Annotated in this window: 14 protein-coding genes; 3 read left to right on the top strand and 11 right to left on the bottom strand. The window is 65.8% G+C overall.

The features are described 5' to 3' along the window. The 6 genes from F3W81_RS11460 to F3W81_RS11435 form a co-directional block, all read right to left on the bottom strand. Positions 1-906, bottom strand: coding sequence for an ABC transporter permease subunit (locus F3W81_RS11460; RefSeq protein ID WP_193079293.1), 906 nt, complete (start codon positions 904-906; stop codon positions 1-3). Beyond that, entirely contained in the window at positions 906-1,913 is a 1,008-nt protein-coding gene (locus F3W81_RS11455) for an ABC transporter permease subunit (RefSeq protein WP_193079292.1), read from the bottom strand. The genes F3W81_RS11460 and F3W81_RS11455 overlap by 1 nt, the downstream gene beginning before the upstream one ends. After that, the gene (locus F3W81_RS11450) at positions 1,913-3,004 is read right to left on the bottom strand and encodes a M24 family metallopeptidase (protein WP_193079291.1); all 1,092 of its coding nucleotides are present in this window, start codon (positions 3,002-3,004) and stop codon (positions 1,913-1,915) included. The genes F3W81_RS11455 and F3W81_RS11450 overlap by 1 nt, the downstream gene beginning before the upstream one ends. 63 nt (positions 3,005-3,067) lie before the next feature. After that, on the bottom strand, positions 3,068-4,663 hold the full coding sequence (locus tag F3W81_RS11445) for an ABC transporter substrate-binding protein (protein ID WP_193079290.1): 1,596 nt from the start codon (positions 4,661-4,663) through the stop codon (positions 3,068-3,070). An 18-nt stretch (positions 4,664-4,681) separates the two neighbouring features. Next, entirely contained in the window at positions 4,682-5,392 is a 711-nt protein-coding gene (locus F3W81_RS11440; RefSeq protein WP_193079289.1) for a GntR family transcriptional regulator, read from the bottom strand. Then, positions 5,389-6,321, bottom strand: a complete 933-nt coding sequence (locus tag F3W81_RS11435; RefSeq protein WP_193079288.1) for an aminotransferase class IV — start codon at positions 6,319-6,321, stop codon at positions 5,389-5,391. The genes F3W81_RS11440 and F3W81_RS11435 overlap by 4 nt, the downstream gene beginning before the upstream one ends. A gap of 238 nt (positions 6,322-6,559) precedes the next feature. Between F3W81_RS11435 and F3W81_RS11430 the strand changes: the two genes are divergently transcribed. After that, positions 6,560-7,336 (top strand): FadR/GntR family transcriptional regulator, encoded by a 777-nt coding sequence (locus F3W81_RS11430; protein WP_193079287.1) that lies wholly within the window; start codon positions 6,560-6,562, stop codon positions 7,334-7,336. A gap of 61 nt (positions 7,337-7,397) precedes the next feature. Here F3W81_RS11430 and F3W81_RS11425 read toward each other — a convergent pair whose 3' ends face one another. The 5 genes from F3W81_RS11425 to arfA all read right to left on the bottom strand — a co-directional run bounded on the left by F3W81_RS11425 (position 7,398) and on the right by arfA (position 13,166). Beyond that, positions 7,398-8,228 (bottom strand): carbohydrate ABC transporter permease, encoded by an 831-nt coding sequence (locus F3W81_RS11425; RefSeq protein ID WP_193079286.1) that lies wholly within the window; start codon positions 8,226-8,228, stop codon positions 7,398-7,400. Next, positions 8,225-9,115, bottom strand: a complete 891-nt coding sequence (locus tag F3W81_RS11420) for a carbohydrate ABC transporter permease (protein WP_193079285.1) — start codon at positions 9,113-9,115, stop codon at positions 8,225-8,227. Before F3W81_RS11420 ends, F3W81_RS11425 begins: the two co-directional genes overlap by 4 nt. 66 nt (positions 9,116-9,181) lie before the next feature. After that, positions 9,182-10,474 carry an extracellular solute-binding protein gene (locus F3W81_RS11415; RefSeq protein WP_193079284.1) on the bottom strand — a complete coding sequence of 431 codons (1,293 nt, stop codon included), beginning with the start codon at positions 10,472-10,474 and terminating at the stop codon, positions 9,182-9,184. Between the two features lie 108 nt (positions 10,475-10,582). Next, positions 10,583-11,656 carry an ABC transporter ATP-binding protein gene (locus F3W81_RS11410; RefSeq protein ID WP_193079283.1) on the bottom strand — a complete coding sequence of 358 codons (1,074 nt, stop codon included), beginning with the start codon at positions 11,654-11,656 and terminating at the stop codon, positions 10,583-10,585. A gap of 4 nt (positions 11,657-11,660) precedes the next feature. Further along, positions 11,661-13,166, bottom strand: coding sequence for an arabinosylfuranosidase ArfA (gene arfA, locus F3W81_RS11405; RefSeq protein ID WP_193079282.1), 1,506 nt, complete (start codon positions 13,164-13,166; stop codon positions 11,661-11,663). A 289-nt stretch (positions 13,167-13,455) separates the two neighbouring features. On the opposite strand from arfA, the gene F3W81_RS11400 reads away from it, so the two are divergent. Continuing rightward, positions 13,456-14,646, top strand: coding sequence for a metallophosphoesterase family protein (locus F3W81_RS11400; RefSeq protein WP_193079281.1), 1,191 nt, complete (start codon positions 13,456-13,458; stop codon positions 14,644-14,646). Then, positions 14,643-18,026 (top strand): AAA family ATPase, encoded by a 3,384-nt coding sequence (locus tag F3W81_RS21035; protein WP_264298867.1) that lies wholly within the window; start codon positions 14,643-14,645, stop codon positions 18,024-18,026. The genes F3W81_RS11400 and F3W81_RS21035 overlap by 4 nt, the downstream gene beginning before the upstream one ends. Positions 18,027-18,056: the final 30 nt, after the last annotated feature.

Below are 18,056 nucleotides of genomic sequence, written 5' to 3'. Positions count from 1 at the left end.
TCAGCTCCGCTTCATCTTGGGGTCGAGGGCGTCGCGCAGACCGTCGCCCATCAGGTTGATGGCGAGGACGGTGAACAGGATGGCGAGGCCGGGGAAGGTGACGACCCACCAGGCGCGCAGGATGAATTCGCGCGATTCCGCCAGCATGGTGCCCCACTCCGGTGTCGGGGGTTGCGCGCCCATGCCGAGAAAGCCGAGTGCGGCGGTGTCGAGGATCGCTGAGGAAAACGACAGCGCGGCCTGCACGATGATCGGCGCGAGGCAGTTCGGCAGCACGGTGATGAACATCAGCCGGGGCAGGTGGGCACCGGCAACGCGGGCCGAGATGACGTATTCCTTGGTCAGCTCGTTGATGACGGAGGCGCGGGTCAGGCGGACGTAGTGGGGTTGCAGCACGATGGCGATGGCGATCATCGCGTTGATCAGCGACGGGCCGAGGATCGCCACCAGCACCAGCGCCAGCAGCAGCGACGGGAAGGACAGCACGATGTCCATCAGCCGCATGATGATGGTGTCGAGCCAGCGCGGCGCAAAGCCCGCCAGCAGGCCGATCAGGATGCCCCCCGTCGCCGCGATCACCACGACGAGGATGCCGACGAAGAAGGAATAGCGCGCGCCATAGAGCAGCCGAGAGAGCATGTCGCGGCCCAGCGGGTCGGTGCCGAGCGGGAAGCTCCAGTTGCCGCCCTCCTGCCAGACGGGGGGGAGCAGGGTGAAATCGCGGAACTGTGCCGAGGCGTCGTAGGGCGCGAGAAAATTCGCGAACAGCGCGACAAAGACGAAGGCGCCGAAGACATAGAGGCCCATGACGGCGCCGCGGTTTTCCTTGAAATAGGACCAGAACTCGGCCAGGCGGCCGGGTGGTTTCGGGGCGGATTTCGGGGCGGTGTGCGTTGTATCGGTCATCAGCGGTGCCGGATCTTTGGATTGATGAGACTGTAGAGCAGGTCGACAGTCAGGTTCACGATCATCACCATGAGGGCGATCATCAGCAGGCCGCCCTGCACGACCGGATAGTCGCGGCGGAAGATGGAATCGACCATCCATTTGCCGATGCCGGGCCAGGAGAAGATCGTCTCGGTCAGGATGGCGCCGGCCAGCAGGGTGCCGACGGACAGGCCGATGACGGTGATCACGGGGATCATGGCGTTGCGCAGCGCGTGCAGCCCGTTGATGCGTGTCGGCGACAGGCCCTTGGCGCGGGCGGTGCGGATGTAGTCCTCCGACAGCACTTCGAGCATGGCAGAGCGGGTCTGACGCGCGATCACGGCCAGTGGGATGGTGGCCAGAACGATGGTCGGCAGGATCAGGTGGCGCACGGCTGAGGTGAAGGCCCCGGACTGCCCCGAGAGCAGCGAGTCGATCAGCATGAAGCCGGTGGTATTGTCGAAATAGTACAGCAGGTCGATGCGCCCCGAGACCGGCGTCCAGCCGAGGTTGCCCGAGAAGACGATGATCAGCAGCAGCGCCCACCAGAAGATCGGCATCGAATAGCCCACCAGCGCCGTCGACATCAGCGCCCGGTCAAAGAACTTGCCGCGGTAGACGGCGGCGATCACGCCCGCGGGCAGGCCGAGGGCGATGGCCAGGATAATGGCGCAGACCGACAGCTCCAGCGTGGCGGGGAACAGGGTGAAGAACTCGTCAAACACAGGTTTCTTGGTGACGTAGCTCTGACCGAGGTCGCCTTGCAGCACCCCGGTCAGATAGTCCCAGAACTGCAGCAGGATCGGCTGGTCAAAGCCGAACTGGCGCGACAGCTCCTGATAGCGTTCCTCGGTCAGGCCACGTTCGCCCGCCATGACGATGATGGGATCACCGGGCAGCACGCGGATGAACGCGAAGGAAATCAGCGTGACCCCTATGAAGGTCGGAATGAACGTCAGCAGTCGTCCGAGGAAATATCGCAGCATCAGCCCACCACTGTCAGGTCTTTGGGGAAGGTTGTCAGGGACACGCAGCCGTCTTCGGTGACGAGGATGTCATCCTCGATCCGCACCCCGAAACTGGCGAGGTCGTAGAGGCCGGGTTCGTTGGTAAAGACCATGCCCGGTTCCAGCACGAGGGTGTTGCCGCGCATGATATAGGGGTGTTCGTGCACCGCGCGGCCCAGCCCGTGGCCGGTCTTGGTACGGATGCGGTCCACGTATGGAGAGGCCTCCAGCACGCTGGTGACGGCATCGTCGATATCGTGGGCGGTGACGCCGGGGCGGGTGATCTCGTGCCCTTTCAGATTGGCGCGCAGCACGGTGTCATAGACCGCGCGGGCCGCGTCACTGGCGTGACCGACAAAGACGGTGCGGGTGATGTCGGCCATGAAGCCGCCATGGGTCGCGCCGAAATCGAACAGCAGCGCGTCGCCGTCCTGAATGGCATAATCGGCGCGGGCCGAGGCGTGGGGCCGGGCGGAGTTGTCACCCGCCGCGACGATCGGATCAAAGGCCAGCCCGTCGGAGCCGTTGCGGAACAGCGCCTGGATCAGCATCGCCTCGACCTGCTTTTCGGTCATGCCGATGCGGACCTCGGCCAGAACGTCGCCAAGGGCGGCTTCGGAGATGCGAATGGCTTCTCTGAGGGCCGCGACCTCATCCTCGGTCTTGTGGATGCGCAGGCCGGAAATCTCACGCTCGCCATCAAGGATCGAGAGGCCGGGATTGGCCTCAAGCAGGGCGTGGTGGACGAAGACGCGCATGACCTGGCCCTCAACGGCCAGTTTTTGCAGCGGCATATGCGCGGCAAGCGCGGTGAAGGCGTCGGCGTAGCCATCCTGATCGCGCCAATCGAACACCTCGCCCTCGAACCCCAGAAGGTCGAAAGAGCGCAGCTCAAGATTGGGAACGATGGCGGCGGGGGTGCCAGTGGTCGGGATCACGATCAGCAGGGGGCGTTCGTGGGAATGAAAACTATGGCCGGTCAGGCGTTCAAAATTGGGGCCGGGCACGAGGGCGACGGCATCAGCACCGAGGCGTTCAGCCACGCCGCGGTATTGGGAATATTTATCCATGAGGTCCTCAGAAGGGAGAAAGAGGCGGGGCCGCGCAAGGTGGCGGCCCCGCCTGCCGGACGATTACTCGGCCAGGCTTACGTTGGTGAAGATGTGGCTGCCGAGCGGGTGGACCTTGAAGCCCTCCACTTCGGGGCGCACAGGCATGTAGACGACCGAATGGGCGATGGTGGCCCAGGGCGCCTGATCCTTGAACACGACCTGCGCTTCTTCATAGAGAGCGGTGCGCTTGTCGATGTCGGTGATGACCTTGGCCTGCTGGATCAGGTCGTCGAAGGGCTTGTAGCACCACTGTGCGCGGTTCGAGTTGCCAACGGCATCGCAGCCCAGCAGGACGGCGAGGAAGTTGTCGGGATCACCGTTGTCGCCGGTCCAACCCATCAGCAGCGCGCCATCGCGGTCAAGCTCGCGCGAGCGGCTGAGGTATTCGCCCCACTCATACGAGACGATTTCGACCGTCACGCCGATCTTGGAGAAATCCTCCTGCATCAGCTCGGCCATGCGGCGGGCGTTGGGGTTGTAGGGGCGCTGCACGGGCATCGCCCAGATCTTCATGTTGAGATCGGTGACGCCTTCTTCGGCGAGCATCGCCTTGGCGGCTTCGGGATCATAGGCGTCGTCTTCGACGGCGTCGTTATAGGACCACATGGTCGGCGGGATCGGGTTCTTGGCGATCTGGCCAGAGCCCTGGAACACCACGTCGATGATCGACTGCTTGTCGATCGCCATGTTCAGGGCCTTGCGGACCTTGGGGTTGTCGTAGGGCGCGATGGTCGTGTTGTAGGCAAGGTAGCCGACGTTCAGGCCTTCCTGCTCGAGCACGTTGATGTTTTCGTCGGCTTGCATGGCCGCGACATCCGCCGGGTTGGGGTAGGGCATGACGTGGCATTCGCCGGCCGAGAGCTTTTGATAGCGCACGGAGGCATCCGGGGTGATCGCGAAGACCAGGTTGTCGACCTTGGGCAGACCGTCCTGCCAGTAGTCCACGTTCTTGGCGTAGCGGATCACGGCGTCTTTCTGGTAGGCGACGAAGGTGAACGGGCCGGTGCCGATGGGCGCCTGGTTCAGCATTTCGGGCGTGCCCGCTTCGAGCATCGCGTCGGCGTATTCGGACGACAGGATCGACGCGAAGTCCATCGCCATGTTGGCGACAAAGGGCGCTTCGGGGTGGGTCAGGACGAACTTGACGGTCATGTCGTCAACTTTTTCCACCGAGGAAATCAGCTCGGGCATGGACATGCCCTGGAAGTATTCCCAGGTGCCGCCGGAGGCCATGTGGAAGGGGTTGTCCTCGACGCGCTGACGCTCGAACGAGAAGACGACGTCGTCGGCGTTGAAATCACGGCTGGGCGTGAAGCTGTCGCTGGAGTGGAACTTGACACCCGAGCGCAGGTGGAAGGTGTATTCCAGACCGTCTTCGGAGACGTCCCAGCTTTCCGCGAGGCCGGGGATGACCTTGGTGGTGCCGGTCTCGAATTCGACGAGGCGGTTGTAGATCGCCTGGCCGGAGGCATCGAAGGTGGTGCCGGAGGTATAGAGCGCCGGATCGAACCCCTCAGGCGAGCCTTCGGAGCAATAGACCAGCGTCTGTGCGCCCGCGCTGCCCGCAGAGACGGCGGCGATCATGCCGCCGATTGCGAGGTACTTTTTAAGTGACATTGGAAACTCCCTGTTCGTTTATCTTATGTCGGTCGTGGTGCCTGTCCCCGGTCTGATGCCGGGGTCAGCGTCGTGGGTGAGCAGCTGCGCCGTGTGCAGCAGCCCCTGGCGCATGTGGTCCTCAAGATGGTCCAGCATGGCACGCAGATCTTGGCCTCTTGCCCGGGCGACATAAACCTCATGGGCGTCGCGACGAGGGCCGGGCCGGGAATGGGCACGTTGATGTAACGTAAAGTAGAATTGCAGGTTCGGGTGGATGCGCTGCCAGGCTTCGTTCAGCAGGCGGTGGCCCGAAAGTTCGTAGGCCCAGCTGTGCAGGGCAAGCTCAAGCTCGATGGCGCGGGCGGGGTCGTCGCCGCGTTCGACCGTGCGCACCAGATCGCAGTGGCGGCGGTCCAGATCGGCAAGGGCGGCGTCGTCGCGCAGATCCCAGCAGTGGCGAAAGGCCATCGCCTCAAGCGTGGTGCGCAGGGAATAGAGCTCCTCCAGATCGCGGGGCGAGAACTCGCGCACAAAGAGGCCCCGGTAGGGCTGGCTGACCAGCAGTCCGCTGGAGACCAGTTCGCGGATCGCCTCGCGCAGCGGTGCGCGGCTGACGCCCATCTGCGACGAGAGATCCGTTTCGGTCAGGCGTTCGCCCGCCGGGACCGCGCCCGAGACAATCAGATCGCGCAGGCTGCGCACGATCTGGTCGCGTCGGGTGGCCTCTCCCAGCGGCGAGAGCTTCATCGCGTGCTCTCCTGCACCAGCGCCGCATACAGCTCGCGGATGCGCTGGAAGACGGGGCCGCGCCCGCCGTCGGTGCCGATGGCCCGCCCGTCGATGTCCGCAACGGGGGTCTGGGCGCCGAAGGTGCCGGTGAGGAAGGCCTCGTCGGCGTTGTAGGCCTCAAAGAGGGAAAAGTTGCGCTCATGCACGGGGATGTCATTGGCGCGGCAGAGGTCGATGACCTTCTGCCGGGTGACGCCGTTCATGCAGTAGTCGCCAGTGGAGGTCCAAACCTCGCCCCGGCGGACGATGAAGAAGTTGCAGCCGTTGGTGGTGTTGACGAAGCCATGCGGGTCGAGCATCAGCCCCTCGTCCGCGCCGGCCTGTTCGGCCTGCAGGCAGGCGATGACGCAGTTCAGCTTGGAATGGCTGTTGTACTTGGCATCCTGGCTCATCGGCAGGCCGCGCACCTGAGGCACGGTGGCGAGGCGGATGCCCTTGGCCTGCAGCGTGCTGACGGGTTTGGAGTGTTCCATGATGATCACCATGGTCGGCCCGCTTTGCGACAGCTTGGGATGCTGGAACGGGTGGATCTTGACGCCGCGCGTCACCATCAGGCGGCAGTGCACGTCATGGGTCATGCCGTTGGCGGCGGCGGTCATCGTCAGTGCCTCAAGCACCCCGGCGCGGTCCATCCCGATGTCGAGGCTGACCGCCTTGCAGCTGTCGAACAGCCGATCCATGTGATCGTCGAAGAAGGCCCATTTGCCGTTATAAAGCCGCATCCCTTCCCACATGCCGTCGCCCAGCATGAACCCACTGTCATAGACCGACACCTTGGCGTCGTCGCGATGCTTCAGCACGCCATCGACATAGATCTGAATGTCGGCGTTGCGGGGGTCATCCTCGGCGCTATGAGTGGTTTCGACGTTGGCTTGCGGTTGCAGCATGGGCGGTCGGATATCCTCTTTGGTTGTGTTTCAGATTGTCGACAATGAAATCTCTTGGCAATGGCCTTAATGCGGAATTTTCAGGCATCCGTTGCGTCAAGCTCAGGAATTACGCGTTTAACCTGTTTTGGGCTTGAGCGCACCCGGTCGCCGGGAATAATCGCGAAAACCGCATGTATCAGGGCGTTTGGGCGAAAATCAGGCTGTGAAAGCCGCGCGAAGCGGATAGTCTTTGGCCATGTCGCATGATTTCCCTGCCAATCTGGAAGGCGTTGCCTTCTCCACCCGCTCGGCCCGCCGCATCAATGGCGAGATCGCCGACTGGCTGGGCCGTCAGATCGTCTCCGGTGAGCTGGTCGAGGGGGCGGCGGTGCCGAGGGAGATCGAGTTCTGCGACCGCACCGGGATTTCACGGGGGGCCTACCGCGAGGCGTTGCGCGTGCTGGCCGCCAAGGGGATGCTGGTCAGCAAGACCCGCACCGGCACCCGCGTCGCCCCGCGCGAAAAGTGGACGATGCTGGACGCGGATGTGGTGCGCTGGAACTTTGAGCTCGGCAAGCCCGCCGACTGGTTCATTCGCGCGCTCTATGAGCTGCGCACCATGATCGAGCCGCCCGCCGCCGCCTTTGCCGCTGAGCGCCGCACCGAAGAGGATTTGCAGGCGTTCCGCGAGGCGCTGCATGCCATGCGCACCTGCGAGATGACCGAGGACAGCTGGCATCAGGCGGATGCGGGCTTTCACCGCGCGATCCTCGTCAGCTCGCACAACCCGGTGTTGTTGTCGCTGGAGGCGGGGATCAGCTCGGCCGTGGCGTACACGACGGCGTTCCGCTATCGCGACATGCCCAATCCGCATACGCGCAACCCGGTGGCCGAACATGAAGCGGTGTTCGAGCGGATCGAGGCGCGCGATGCCGCAGGCGCGCGGCGGCTGATGAGCGAACTTGTCGATACCGCGCTGCTCGATTCCAAGGGCACGACGGTGTTTGACCTCGGCCTGCCGACGATCCGGTGACATAAAAAAGGCGGCGCGGGTTGGGATCCCGACGCCGCCAGTTGGTGGAGGAGGAGCGCCCTCAGCCCTTGACGCCGGATGAGATCATCACCGCCTCGGTCACGCGCTTCTGAAAGATCAGGTAGGCGATGACGACGGGGGCGGCGGCCAGCAGGGCGACCGACATGATGCGGGCATAGGCGACACCGAAGGCATCGTTCACCTGGGTGATGCCGACGGGGATTGTCATCATCTCCTCGGTGGTGATGACGAGGAAGGGCCAGAGAAACGAGTTCCACGCCATGATGAAGGTGATGATGCCGAGCGCGGTGGTGATGCCCCAGTTCAGCGGCAGATAGACCCGGAAAAGCAGCGTGTAATCACTGCCACCATCCAGCACGACGGCCTCTTTCATCTCTTTCGGCACGGCGTCGAAGAACTGTTTGTAGATGATGATGACCACCGGCACGACCAGTTGCGGCAGGATGATCCCGCCCCATTTGTTGATCAGCCCGAGGTCGTTCATCAGCACGAATTGCGGCACCACCAGCGATTGCACCGGCACCATGAAACTGGCGAGGACGACTCCGTACAGCAGCTTGCGCCCGAAGAACTGCATCTGGCTGAGGGCATAGGCGCACATCATCCCGGTGATCAGCACGATCACGGTGATGATCAGCGAGGTCCCGATCGAGTTGATGTACCAGTGCATCAGCGAGGTGTTGAACAGCGCGTCGGAATAGCTCGACAGGCTGAATTCATCCGGGATCAGGCCGGCGCTGTCCGAGACCACGCGGCTTTCGGTTCGGATCGAGGTGATGAAGGCCCAGTAGAGCGGGAAGATCCAGATCAGCCCGGCGATCAGGGTGATGGCGGTCAGGGCGATATTCTCGATGCGGCGTTGTGGGGTCATGTGTCTTTGCCTCTTCCGATGCGCAGCAGTTGGTATTGCAGGACCGAGACGACGGCGATCAGCAGGAACAGGATCAGCGAGATTGCCGCCGCATAGCCGCCGTGGTTCAGCTGGAACGCCTCGCGGTAGACCATCAGCAGCAGGACGTAGCTTGTGTTGAAGGGGCCGCCCTCGGACAGCAGGTAGACCTGATCGAAGAGCTTGAGTTGCAGGATCAGTTGCAGGGTCAGCACCAGCGCCGTGACCGGCCAGAGCAGCGGCCAGGTGATGCGCGCGAACAGCTGGCGACGGGTGGCGCCGTCAAGCGCCGCGGCCTCGTAGAGGTCGGTGGGGATGTTGCGCAGACCGGCGAGGATCAGCAGTACGTTGAAGCCGTTGGTCCACCAGATGGTGACGACCGCGATGGAGGGCAGCACCCAGTAGGGGTTCTTGAACACCGGCACCGGTTTGCCGGTGAAGAAGGTGAAGACCGGCTGCAGCACGCCGAACTGGAAATCCAGCATCCAGGCCCAGATTTGCGTGACGACCGAGACGGGCAGCACGTAGGGCGTGAAGAACAGCACCAGCGCGAGGGCCTGCCAGCGCCCGGACAGGCGGTTGACAGCCAGCGCGATGACCATGGCGATCAGCGTCGTCGGGATCACCGTCAGCACCACGAAATAGGCATTGTTCTTGATCGAGATGTAAAAGATCCGGTCCGAAAACAGGCGGACATAGTTGTCCAGCCCGATCCAGTTGCCCTCGCCGATCAGGGGCGCGTCGGTGAAGGACAGGCGCACCACCTCATAAAGCGGATAGGCAAAGACCAGTGCGAAGATCGCAAGGAACGGCAGGATCAGCGACAGGGCGACCAGCCCGTGGCGTCTCTTGTTGCGGATGATGGCCATGGTGCCTCCCTCGGGTCGGTTGCTTGGCCTGCGCGGAAGGCGTCCCCGCGCAGGCCGGTGCGCCTGTCAGCGCATGCGGCTTTCAAGTTCGGACTTCATCTGCGCGATGGCATCCTCGGGCGTGAGATAGCCGTGCATGGCGGGCGAGAGGATGTTGATCGAGGCGTCATAGACGGGCGAGGCGACCCCGGCGATGTCGTTGCGCGGATCATACGTCGCGCTGTCGGCCAGCGTGGCATAGGTCGCGTTCGGTTGCATCTGGGCGTATTCTGCGCTGTCGGCGACGGGTTTGTAGGCCGGGATATGGCCTGCTTCGGCCCAGGCGATGGAATGTTTCTCCATCCAGCCGATGACGGTCATGACGGCCTTGCGCTTTTCGGGGTCCATCTCGTCCTTGCCGTGGACGGGGATGGCGAAGGCGTGGCTGTCGGCCCAGGTGGTCTGGGTTTCCATCAGTTTCGGCACCTGCACCGCGCCCCATTCAAAACCGAGCGTGCCTGCGGTGGCGAGGTCCTTCATCGTCGGCACTTCCCACACACCATTCAGCTGAAAGGCGGATTTGCCGGAGGTGAAGAGGGCGACGGAGGCCTCGTAGAGCGCCTGTTCGGGCTGCCAGCCCTCGGTCTGCCATTTGGTCATGGTCTCGACCGCCTTGATGGCCTTTTCGGTGCTGTCGCCGGGCAGGATTTCCCCGTCGTCCGAGATCAGCGTGCCGCCCTGTTGCGCCAGCAGGGTGTAGAAGACGCGGTAGACGCCGCCATCGTCGCCGGTGGCATAGGTGAGGGGCGTTTCAGCGCCATTGTCGGCGGCGGTCTGCATCGCCTCTTCAAAGTCACCGACGCTTTCGATGCCGGTCAGGTTGCCCTGATCGTCGAGGAAGCGCGACCCCTCAAGGAAGGACTTGTTGTAGTAGAGCACGATGGAGTGGATATCGAAGGGCACGGCGTAGAGCGTGCCATCCGGCCCCTCGGCGGCCTTTTCGGCGGCGGGGAAGAAGTCGGCCTTGGCGAGGCCGGCATTTTCCAGATCCGCATCGGTGATCGGGGTCAGCACGCCTTCGCTGAGGCCGAGGGGCAGGCGCGACAGGTGATAGGTCATCACGTCGGGGCCCTGGCCAACGGCGGCCGAGGTGCGCACCTTGGTGTAGAAGGGCACGCCCCATTCCAGCGTGGTGCCCTTGACCTGAATGTCGGGGTGTTCCTCGTTGAACTGGCTGATCAGGGCCTTCATGCGCACGCCGTCGCCGCCTGACAGGAAATCCCACCAGGTGACGGTCTGCTGTGCGAAGGCCGGGGTTGCGACGCCGATGGCGGCTGACAGGCTCAGCGCCGTGGCGAGTGCGATTTTACGAAAGTGCATCGGTTCTCCTCCCTATGCGGGGCGCGTCGGCCCCCTTTCTGAAATCGTCCCGCCGCTGGGGCGAGACGCAGCAAAGCCCCCTGACCCAAAGGCCAGCAGACCCAATCCTTAGCGCAGGCGCCGCCCGTCGGGCAGGAAGGCCAGCACGTTTTCGGCGGGCGCGGCGATCCTGAGGGACTGCCCGTCGAGGCGATCGCGCTGGCCGCGGCGTTCAAACACGATATCCGCGCCGGTGGCGGAGCGGGCGTGGATGAAGGAACTGCCGCCCAGCTCCTCGGCGACCTCGACCGTCACTGGCAGCCCGCCCTCCTCGACAGGGGCCAGATGTTCGGGGCGCACCCCGAGGATGATGTCGGCTCCGGGGCCGGGCAGGGCGCCCTGCAGGGCGACGTCCAGCGTGCCGTCGGCGCAAGCGACACGGGCGATGCCGTTGCCGGTGCCCGTGACCTTGCCGGTCACGAAGTTCATCGCCGGTGAGCCGATGAAGCCCGCCACAAAGCGGTTGTCGGGATCGTCATAGAGCGACAGCGGGCGGCCCGATTGCATGACGTGGCCGCCCTTCAGGACATAGATGTCATCGGCGAGGGTCATCGCCTCGACCTGATCGTGGGTGACGTAGATCATCGTCGCGCCGATCTGGCGGTGCAGGCGGGTCAGTTCCAGCCGCATCTGCACGCGCAGCTCGGCGTCGAGGTTGGAGAGCGGCTCATCGAAGAGGAACACCTCCGGTTCGCGCACGATGGCACGGCCGATGGCGACGCGCTGGCGTTGCCCGCCCGACAGGGCCGAGGGCTTTTTGTCGAGGTGGTCTGTCAGCTGCAGGATGCGGGCGGCCTCGCGCACCTTTTCCTCACGCTCATGCTTGGGGGCGCGCGAGAGGCGCAGCGAAAAGGCCATGTTTTCGGCGACCGACAGATGCGGATAGAGCGCGTAGGACTGGAACACCATCGCGACGCCGCGCTTGGCGGGCTCGACCGCGGTGACATCGCGGCCACCGATCTCGATCTTGCCACCGGTCGTGTCCTCCAGCCCCGCGATCATTCGCAGCAGGGTGGATTTGCCACAGCCCGAGGGGCCGACGAAGACGCCGAATTCGCCCTTCGGCACCTCCAGCGAGACGTCCTTGATGACGTCCAGCGGGCCGAAGGATTTGCGCACATTGGTCAGTTTGACGCCCGACATCGCCCTACACCTTCAGCCGGACGACGTGGTACGACAGGGGCGCGACGCTGCCACCCAGAACACCGTCTGCTACCGCGAGGCCGGTGCCCTTTGTGGGCGCGATGACCTCGGCTCCGGGGCCGTTCGACGCCATCAGGTCATGACCCTCAATGACTTTATGGAAGTCGATGGTCGCATCCGGAAAGCCAGTCAGGGTGGTGCGCAGGTCCGCCGCCTCGCTCAGGTGGCGGTTGACGATGAACACCGTCACTGCGCTGGCGGCTTTGTCATGCACGGCGGCGATGTCCATGTAGGGCACGTCCGAGGCGACGGCGCAGTCATAGGTCGGCCCGTCGACGGCCACCTTCAGCGCGGTGCCACGACCATAGAGCGAGGCCATCTGGTAGGGCCAGTAGATCGACTGCCGCCACGCGGGGCCGTCGGCCTCGGCGCGGATCGGGGCGATGACGTTGACCAGCTGGGCAATGCAGGCGATCTTGACCCGGTCCGAGCGGCGGATGAATTCGTTCAGCAGGCAACCGATGAACAGCGTGTCCTCGAAGGTATAGTCCTCCTCCAGCAGCGCCGGGGCCTCGGGCCAGTCCCAGCTGCGCCAGTTCGCGGAATCCTGTTCGCGCTTGTGGTACCAGACGTTCCATTCGTCGAAGCAGATGTAGACGTCGTTCTTGGCGCGCTTCTTGGCCTTCACGAAGTCGATGACGCCGCCGATGGCCTGAATGTAGCGGCCTGTCTCTTCGACCTTGCCGAAGAAGTTCAGCGTGTCGCGGCTGGAGTTGCCGAAGTACTTGTGCAGCGAGATATAGTCGACGTTCTCATAGCACTCCTCCAGCACCTGACGCTCCCACTCGGGGTAGGTCGGCATCTCGTCGTTGGAGGAGCCGCAGACGATCATCTCGGCGTCCGGGGTCATCTGGCGCAGCGCCTTGGCGGTCTGGCTGGCGAGCTGGCCGTATTCCGAGGCCTTCTTCTGGCCGATCTGCCAAGGGCCGTCCATCTCATTGCCCAGGCACCACATCTTGACGTTGTAGGGCTGTTCCACGCCGTGGCTGCGGCGCAGGTCCGACCATTCGGTGCCGGAGGGGTGGTTGACGTATTCCATGAAGTTGCGGGCCTCTTCGATCCCACGCGAGCCAAGGTTGACGGCCAGCATCATGTCGATGCCGAGGTCCTTGGCCCAGACGGCGAATTCGTTGATACCGACCTGATTGCTCTCTTTGCTGCGCCAGGCGAGGTCGAGGCGCACGGGGCGGTCTTCCTTCGGGCCGATGCCGTCTTCCCAGTTGTAGGCCGACACGAAGTTGCCGCCGGGATAGCGGATCGCCGGGATGTTCAGATCGCGCACCATGTCGGCGACGTCGCGGCGAAACCCGTGTTCGTCGGCCTGCGGGTGGCCCGGTTCATAGATGCCGGAATAGATCGCCCGGCCCATGTGTTCGATAAAGGCTGCGTACAGACGATCGTCGATCGCCGCGATGGTGAAGTCGCGGTGAATGGCGGCAGATACCTGCATCCAAAATCCCTCCCTGATTTGTCCTACAAATGGTGACGCGGAGAGGGGTTTCTGTCAACAGGCTGTTAAGGGTGTCGGCGGAAAAGTGATATTGCATTGATATATATCGGGAATTCCGCATCAGCGCAGGGAGTTCTCGTGTTGGAATTTGAGGGCTGAGTTGCCTTTGCATGTTTCGCCTCTGGATTGAGTCGCGCATCGGGGCATTGCATCTGGGCGGCGTGATGCGCGACAGTCCCGCGCAGAGTGTCACGGGGTGGCACAGGGACCACCGGGGCAGGCAACGCTGATGCGCTTTCTTCATTCTGCAGATCTGCATCTGGATTCGCCGCTGCGGTCCCAGGCGCTGAAGAATGCCGAGCTTGCGGCGACCCTGCGCGCGGCCTCGCGCAGCGCTTTGGCGCGGATCGTCGATACCGCGATTGCGCAGGATGTCGACGCGCTGTTGCTGGCGGGGGACGTCTTTGACAGTGGTCAGATCGACGTCGCCAGCCGCGCGGCGCTGGCAGCGGAACTGGGGCGGCTGGGCGCGGCGGGCATTCCGACGGTGATGATCCGGGGCAACCACGATGCACTGCTCGACATGGCGAGCTATGGCCCGATTGGCGACAGCGTTGTGCAGCTGAACCGCGACACGCCGACGTTTCGCGTGGGCGAGGCCTCGATCCACGGGCTTGGCTTCACGACGCGCCATGTCGCCGAGACGATGCTGCCGGATTATCCCGTGGCCGAGCCGGGGCGGATCAATATCGGGCTGATGCACACCTCGCTCGGCGGGGCGGAGGGGCATGATCCCTATGCGCCCTGTTCTGAGGCGGATCTGCTGGGCTGGGGCTATGATTACTGGGGTCTCGGCCATATTCACAAGCGGTTTGAGCGGCGCAGCGAGCGGTCTCTGGCGGTGATGCCGGGGATCCCGCAGGGGCGCAGCATCCGCGAGACGGGGCAGGGCTCGGCCACGCTGATCGAGATTGATGGCGCGGGGGTGCGGGCCTCTGAGGTGCCGATCGCGCTGGTGCGGTTTGAGGTGCAGCCGCTGGATCTGAGCGGGGCGCAGTCTCAGGCGGCGCAGATTGCGACGATGGCGGATGCGATGCGCACAGCTGGCGCGGCGGGGCCGGTGGCGCTGCGGTTGCGGCTGCGCGGCGCGGGCAGCTTGCCCGGCACGCCCGACTTTGCCCGCCAGCTGGCCGAGGAAGCCGCCGCACAGACCACGGGCGTCTTTGTCGAGGCGGTGCGCTTTGATCGCGACCGGACGGCGGTGGCGCCCGGGGTGCTGTCGGACCTTGCGGCGATGATGGCCGAGGATGCGGCGAGCGCCGGGTTTCGCGATGAAGCGGGCGCGCTGATCGAGGAGTGGCGGCGTGCCCTGCCGCGCGAAGTGGCCGATGTGCTGGCGCCCGAAGGGTTTGATGCGCTGGTCGAGGAGGGCATCGAGATGATGCTGGCACGCCTTGGCGCAGGGGGAGAGGCGTCATGAGGCTGCGACAGCTCGACCTGATCCGCTATGGCAAGTTTCACGAGCAGGTGCTGGATTTCGGCGCCGCCGGGCGCGACTGCGATGTTACGGTGGTGTTCGGCGAAAACGAGGCGGGCAAGAGCACGGCCTTTGCCGCCTGGCTCGATCTGCTGTTCGGCTTGCCGATGCAGACGGCGCATGCCTTTCGCTTTGATCGCAAGGACATGATGGTCGGGGCGACGATCGAGGCGGGCGGCGACAGCCTGACGCTGCGGCGCACGGGCAAGCGGCAGGACTCGCTGACGGACGCGCATGGGCGGGTGGTCGACGAGGCGCGGCTCAGCGCACTGTTGCACGGGCTGGACCGCGACAGCTATGCCAAGCGGTTTTCGCTGGATGATGCGGTGCTGCGCGAGGGCGGCGAGGAGATTGCGCGCGCGCAGGGCGATCTGGGGCGGTTGCTGCATGCCGGGACCTCGGGCCTGTCGGGGATTTCCGAGGCGATGACGGCGGTGGAGGCCGAGGTGGACGGGTTTCACAAGAAATCCGGCCGCAAGACCACGCTGGCGGCGGCGAAAAAGGACCTCGCCGATCTGGAGCAGGCGATACAGGCCGCCCGTGTCGAGCCGCGCCATTTCGCCGATCTGCGCAAGGCGCAGGCGACGGCGGCGGCGGAGCTTGCGGCGGCGAAAGCGGCCTGCGCCGCAGCGCAGCGTGCGGTGATCGTTCGCGAGGCGGCTGAGCGGCGGCGCGCCATCGCTGCGGCCATCGCGGTGGAGCAGGACAAGCTGGCAGCGGCCCCTGCCGGGCCGGATCTGCCCGAGGACGCGCTGAGCCGGGTGGTCGCGGCGGACGAGCGCCGTCTGGCCGCCGAGCAGCACCACGCCGAGGCGGTGCAGGAGGGGGCGCGGCTTGAGGCAGAGGCGGCGGCGCTGGCTCCGGATGCGGAGGGGCTGGCGGTGGCCGAGGCTCTGGCGACGCTGGAGATCGCGCGGTTCGACGATGGTGAGCTGTTGTTGCCGCGCGTGCAGACGGCGGCGGCGGATATCGGGCGCAGGCGGGCAGAGGCGGCGCAGTTGCTGCGCGATGCGACTGCGCTGGCGGAGCGGATTGCAGGGCCGGGCGCGCAGGATGTGGCCCTGCCCGAGGAGCGTCGGATGGCCTTGCGCGCCTCGGCGCAGGCGGTGCGCGATGGTGCGCGCCAGCTGGCCGATCTGGACCTGACCCGGCAGGAGACGCAGGCGGCGCTTGGCCCGGACCTGGCGATGCCGCAGGGCATTGACGCGCTGAGCGATGCGCTGCTGGCGCTGCAGCGCGATATCTCTGATCCTGTGGCGCTGGCGGATGCAGCGACGCGGGCGGGCGTGCAGGCGGCGCGTGCGGCGGCCGGGCTGAGCGGGGACTGGCGCGCGCTGGCAGAGGCGGGCTTGCCGGAGGAGGCGGAGCTGGCCGAGCTTGCGACACGCAGCGCACGTCTGGCCGAGCGGGCGAGCGATGCGGCGCGCCAGCTGGCGGAAGCCGAGGACGCGCTGGCGGCGCAGGAGGCCGCGCTGACAGCCGCGCGCGATTTCGGGGCCGCAGTGACGGACGGTGAAATCGCCGAGAGCCGCGCCGCGCGTGATGCGGCCTGGGCGGAGCATGAGACGGATTTGCAGCGCGCCACGGCTGCGCGCTTTGCCGATTTGATGCGCGGGGACGACGCTTTGCGCGCCCGCCACGCGGCCTCGGCCGAGGGGCGTTTGCGTCTGACTGCGGCGCAGGAGCAGGTGCAGCAGGAGCAACAGCGCTGTGCCCGTCGCAGCGCTGCGGTGGCGCGCTGTGATGAGGAGCAGGCGGCTCTGCAGGCCGAGGCGGCGGCGCTGGCGGCGCGTCTGGGTCTTGGCGCGGAGTTTCCCGTGGCGGGCTTCGTGGCCCGACGTGCTGCCCTGCGGACGGCGCTGGATCTGGCGCTGGAGGCAGAGGCCGCGGCGACGCTCGCCGCGCAGGCGCGTGCGCGGCGCGATGCCTTGCTGGGGCGGCTGAGCGACGCGGTGCAGGGGGCCGGCGGGGTGAGCACGCCGGAGCGTCTGCAGCCCGAGGCGGAGCGGTTGCTAGTGCAGCTTGAGACCCGCGCGAAGGAAGCCCGTGCCCGGCAGGCGGCGGCGGCGAGCCTTGCCAGTCTGAACCACAAGCGCGACGCGGCCGAGCAGGCGCTGAGCCTGCACCGCGCGGCGCTGGCGCGGATCGCGACCGGCTGGGCCGAGGGCATGGACGCCGAGGCCATACTGGCCCGCTTGCCGGATCTGGACCGGCTGGCGCAGGTCGAGGTCGAGCACGCGGACCGGGCGCGGCGCATTGGCCTGATGGAGGCGGCGCTGGCGGCTTTCGAGGCGGTGATGCAGCCCTTGCGCCCGGCGCTGGGGCTGGCGGACGCGGCCTCGGTCAGTGAAACATTGGCGGCGGCGCGGCAGCGGGCCAAGGCCGCCGAAGCGGGTGCGGCGCAGATCAGCGCGCTGGCCCGCAAGCTGGAAGCGGCGCGGTCTGCGCAGGGCGCAGCGGAGCAGGTGATGCGGGCCAGCGCGGCCGAGATTGCGCAGGTGCTGGAGGGGCAGGAGAGCGCGCCGGAGGCAAACCCGCGCCGTCATGTCAGCACGCTGGTGGCGCGTGATCGGGACCGGGCGACGCTGCAACGTCTGCGCGCGGAGCATGCGCTGGCGGCGGGCGGGCTGGACGAGGCGGCGCTGGAGGCCGAGGCGCAGCAGGTGGACCCGGCGCGACTGGCGGGGCTGCAGGCGGACCTTGCCGAGGCCGAGGCGCAGCGCGACGGCGTGTTGCGCCGGGCGGGCGAGGCGGACGAGGCGCTGCGTCTGGCGCTGGCCAGCACGGGGGGCGCGGATATCGACCAGCGGCGGGCAACCGCGCTGGAGACGCTGAGCGAAGAGGCCCGGATTGCGGCGACGAAACTGCTGGGGCTGATGGCGGCGCAGGGGGCTTTGCGCCGGTTCCGTCAGGAACACCGGGGCGACATGCTGGAGGCGACCGAGGCAGCCTTCGCGCGGCTGACCCATGGCGAATGGCCCCGGCTGGAAACGCAGTCGACCGGCAAATCGGAGCGGCTGGTGGCGCTGCGCGACGGGCTGCCGGTGACGGCGGATGCCATGTCGACGGGCACGCGGGGGCAGCTTTACCTTGCGCTGCGCATCGCCGGGCACGCGGATTTCGTGGCGCGCCATGGCCCGCTGCCGTTTGTGACGGACGACATCCACGAGACCTTTGACGACATGCGATCACGCGCGGCGCTGGAGCTGGCGGGCGAGATGGGCAAGCTGGGGCAGGCGATCCTGTTCACGCACCATCGCCATCTGGTCACGCTCGCCCGCGATGTGCTGCCGGATGTGCGTGTGATCGAGCTGGCAAAATAGCGCGCTGTCGCACTTGCGCACCATGGCTGT

It is taken from the genome of Pseudooceanicola spongiae (assembly GCF_014899185.1).
Taxonomy (GTDB): Bacteria; Pseudomonadota; Alphaproteobacteria; order Rhodobacterales; family Rhodobacteraceae; genus Pseudooceanicola; species Pseudooceanicola spongiae.
This window is presented reverse-complemented; position numbering and strand designations above follow the sequence as displayed.

What these genes read in the sequence shown, in the direction of transcription:
- F3W81_RS11460 (WP_193079293.1), bottom strand. Translation starts at nt 906, where the DNA reads ATGACCGATACAACGCACACCGCCCCGAAATCCGCCCCGAAACCACCC.
- F3W81_RS11455 (WP_193079292.1), bottom strand. Translation starts at nt 1,913, where the DNA reads ATGCTGCGATATTTCCTCGGACGACTGCTGACGTTCATTCCGACCTTC.
- F3W81_RS11450 (WP_193079291.1), bottom strand. Translation starts at nt 3,004, where the DNA reads ATGGATAAATATTCCCAATACCGCGGCGTGGCTGAACGCCTCGGTGCT.
- F3W81_RS11445 (WP_193079290.1), bottom strand. Translation starts at nt 4,663, where the DNA reads ATGTCACTTAAAAAGTACCTCGCAATCGGCGGCATGATCGCCGCCGTC.
- F3W81_RS11440 (WP_193079289.1), bottom strand. Translation starts at nt 5,392, where the DNA reads ATGAAGCTCTCGCCGCTGGGAGAGGCCACCCGACGCGACCAGATCGTG.
- F3W81_RS11435 (WP_193079288.1), bottom strand. Translation starts at nt 6,321, where the DNA reads ATGCTGCAACCGCAAGCCAACGTCGAAACCACTCATAGCGCCGAGGAT.
- F3W81_RS11430 (WP_193079287.1), top strand. Translation starts at nt 6,560, where the DNA reads ATGTCGCATGATTTCCCTGCCAATCTGGAAGGCGTTGCCTTCTCCACC.
- F3W81_RS11425 (WP_193079286.1), bottom strand. Translation starts at nt 8,228, where the DNA reads ATGACCCCACAACGCCGCATCGAGAATATCGCCCTGACCGCCATCACC.
- F3W81_RS11420 (WP_193079285.1), bottom strand. Translation starts at nt 9,115, where the DNA reads ATGGCCATCATCCGCAACAAGAGACGCCACGGGCTGGTCGCCCTGTCG.
- F3W81_RS11415 (WP_193079284.1), bottom strand. Translation starts at nt 10,474, where the DNA reads ATGCACTTTCGTAAAATCGCACTCGCCACGGCGCTGAGCCTGTCAGCC.
- F3W81_RS11410 (WP_193079283.1), bottom strand. Translation starts at nt 11,656, where the DNA reads ATGTCGGGCGTCAAACTGACCAATGTGCGCAAATCCTTCGGCCCGCTG.
- arfA (WP_193079282.1), bottom strand. Translation starts at nt 13,166, where the DNA reads ATGCAGGTATCTGCCGCCATTCACCGCGACTTCACCATCGCGGCGATC.
- F3W81_RS11400 (WP_193079281.1), top strand. Translation starts at nt 13,456, where the DNA reads ATGCGCTTTCTTCATTCTGCAGATCTGCATCTGGATTCGCCGCTGCGG.
- F3W81_RS21035 (WP_264298867.1), top strand. Translation starts at nt 14,643, where the DNA reads ATGAGGCTGCGACAGCTCGACCTGATCCGCTATGGCAAGTTTCACGAG.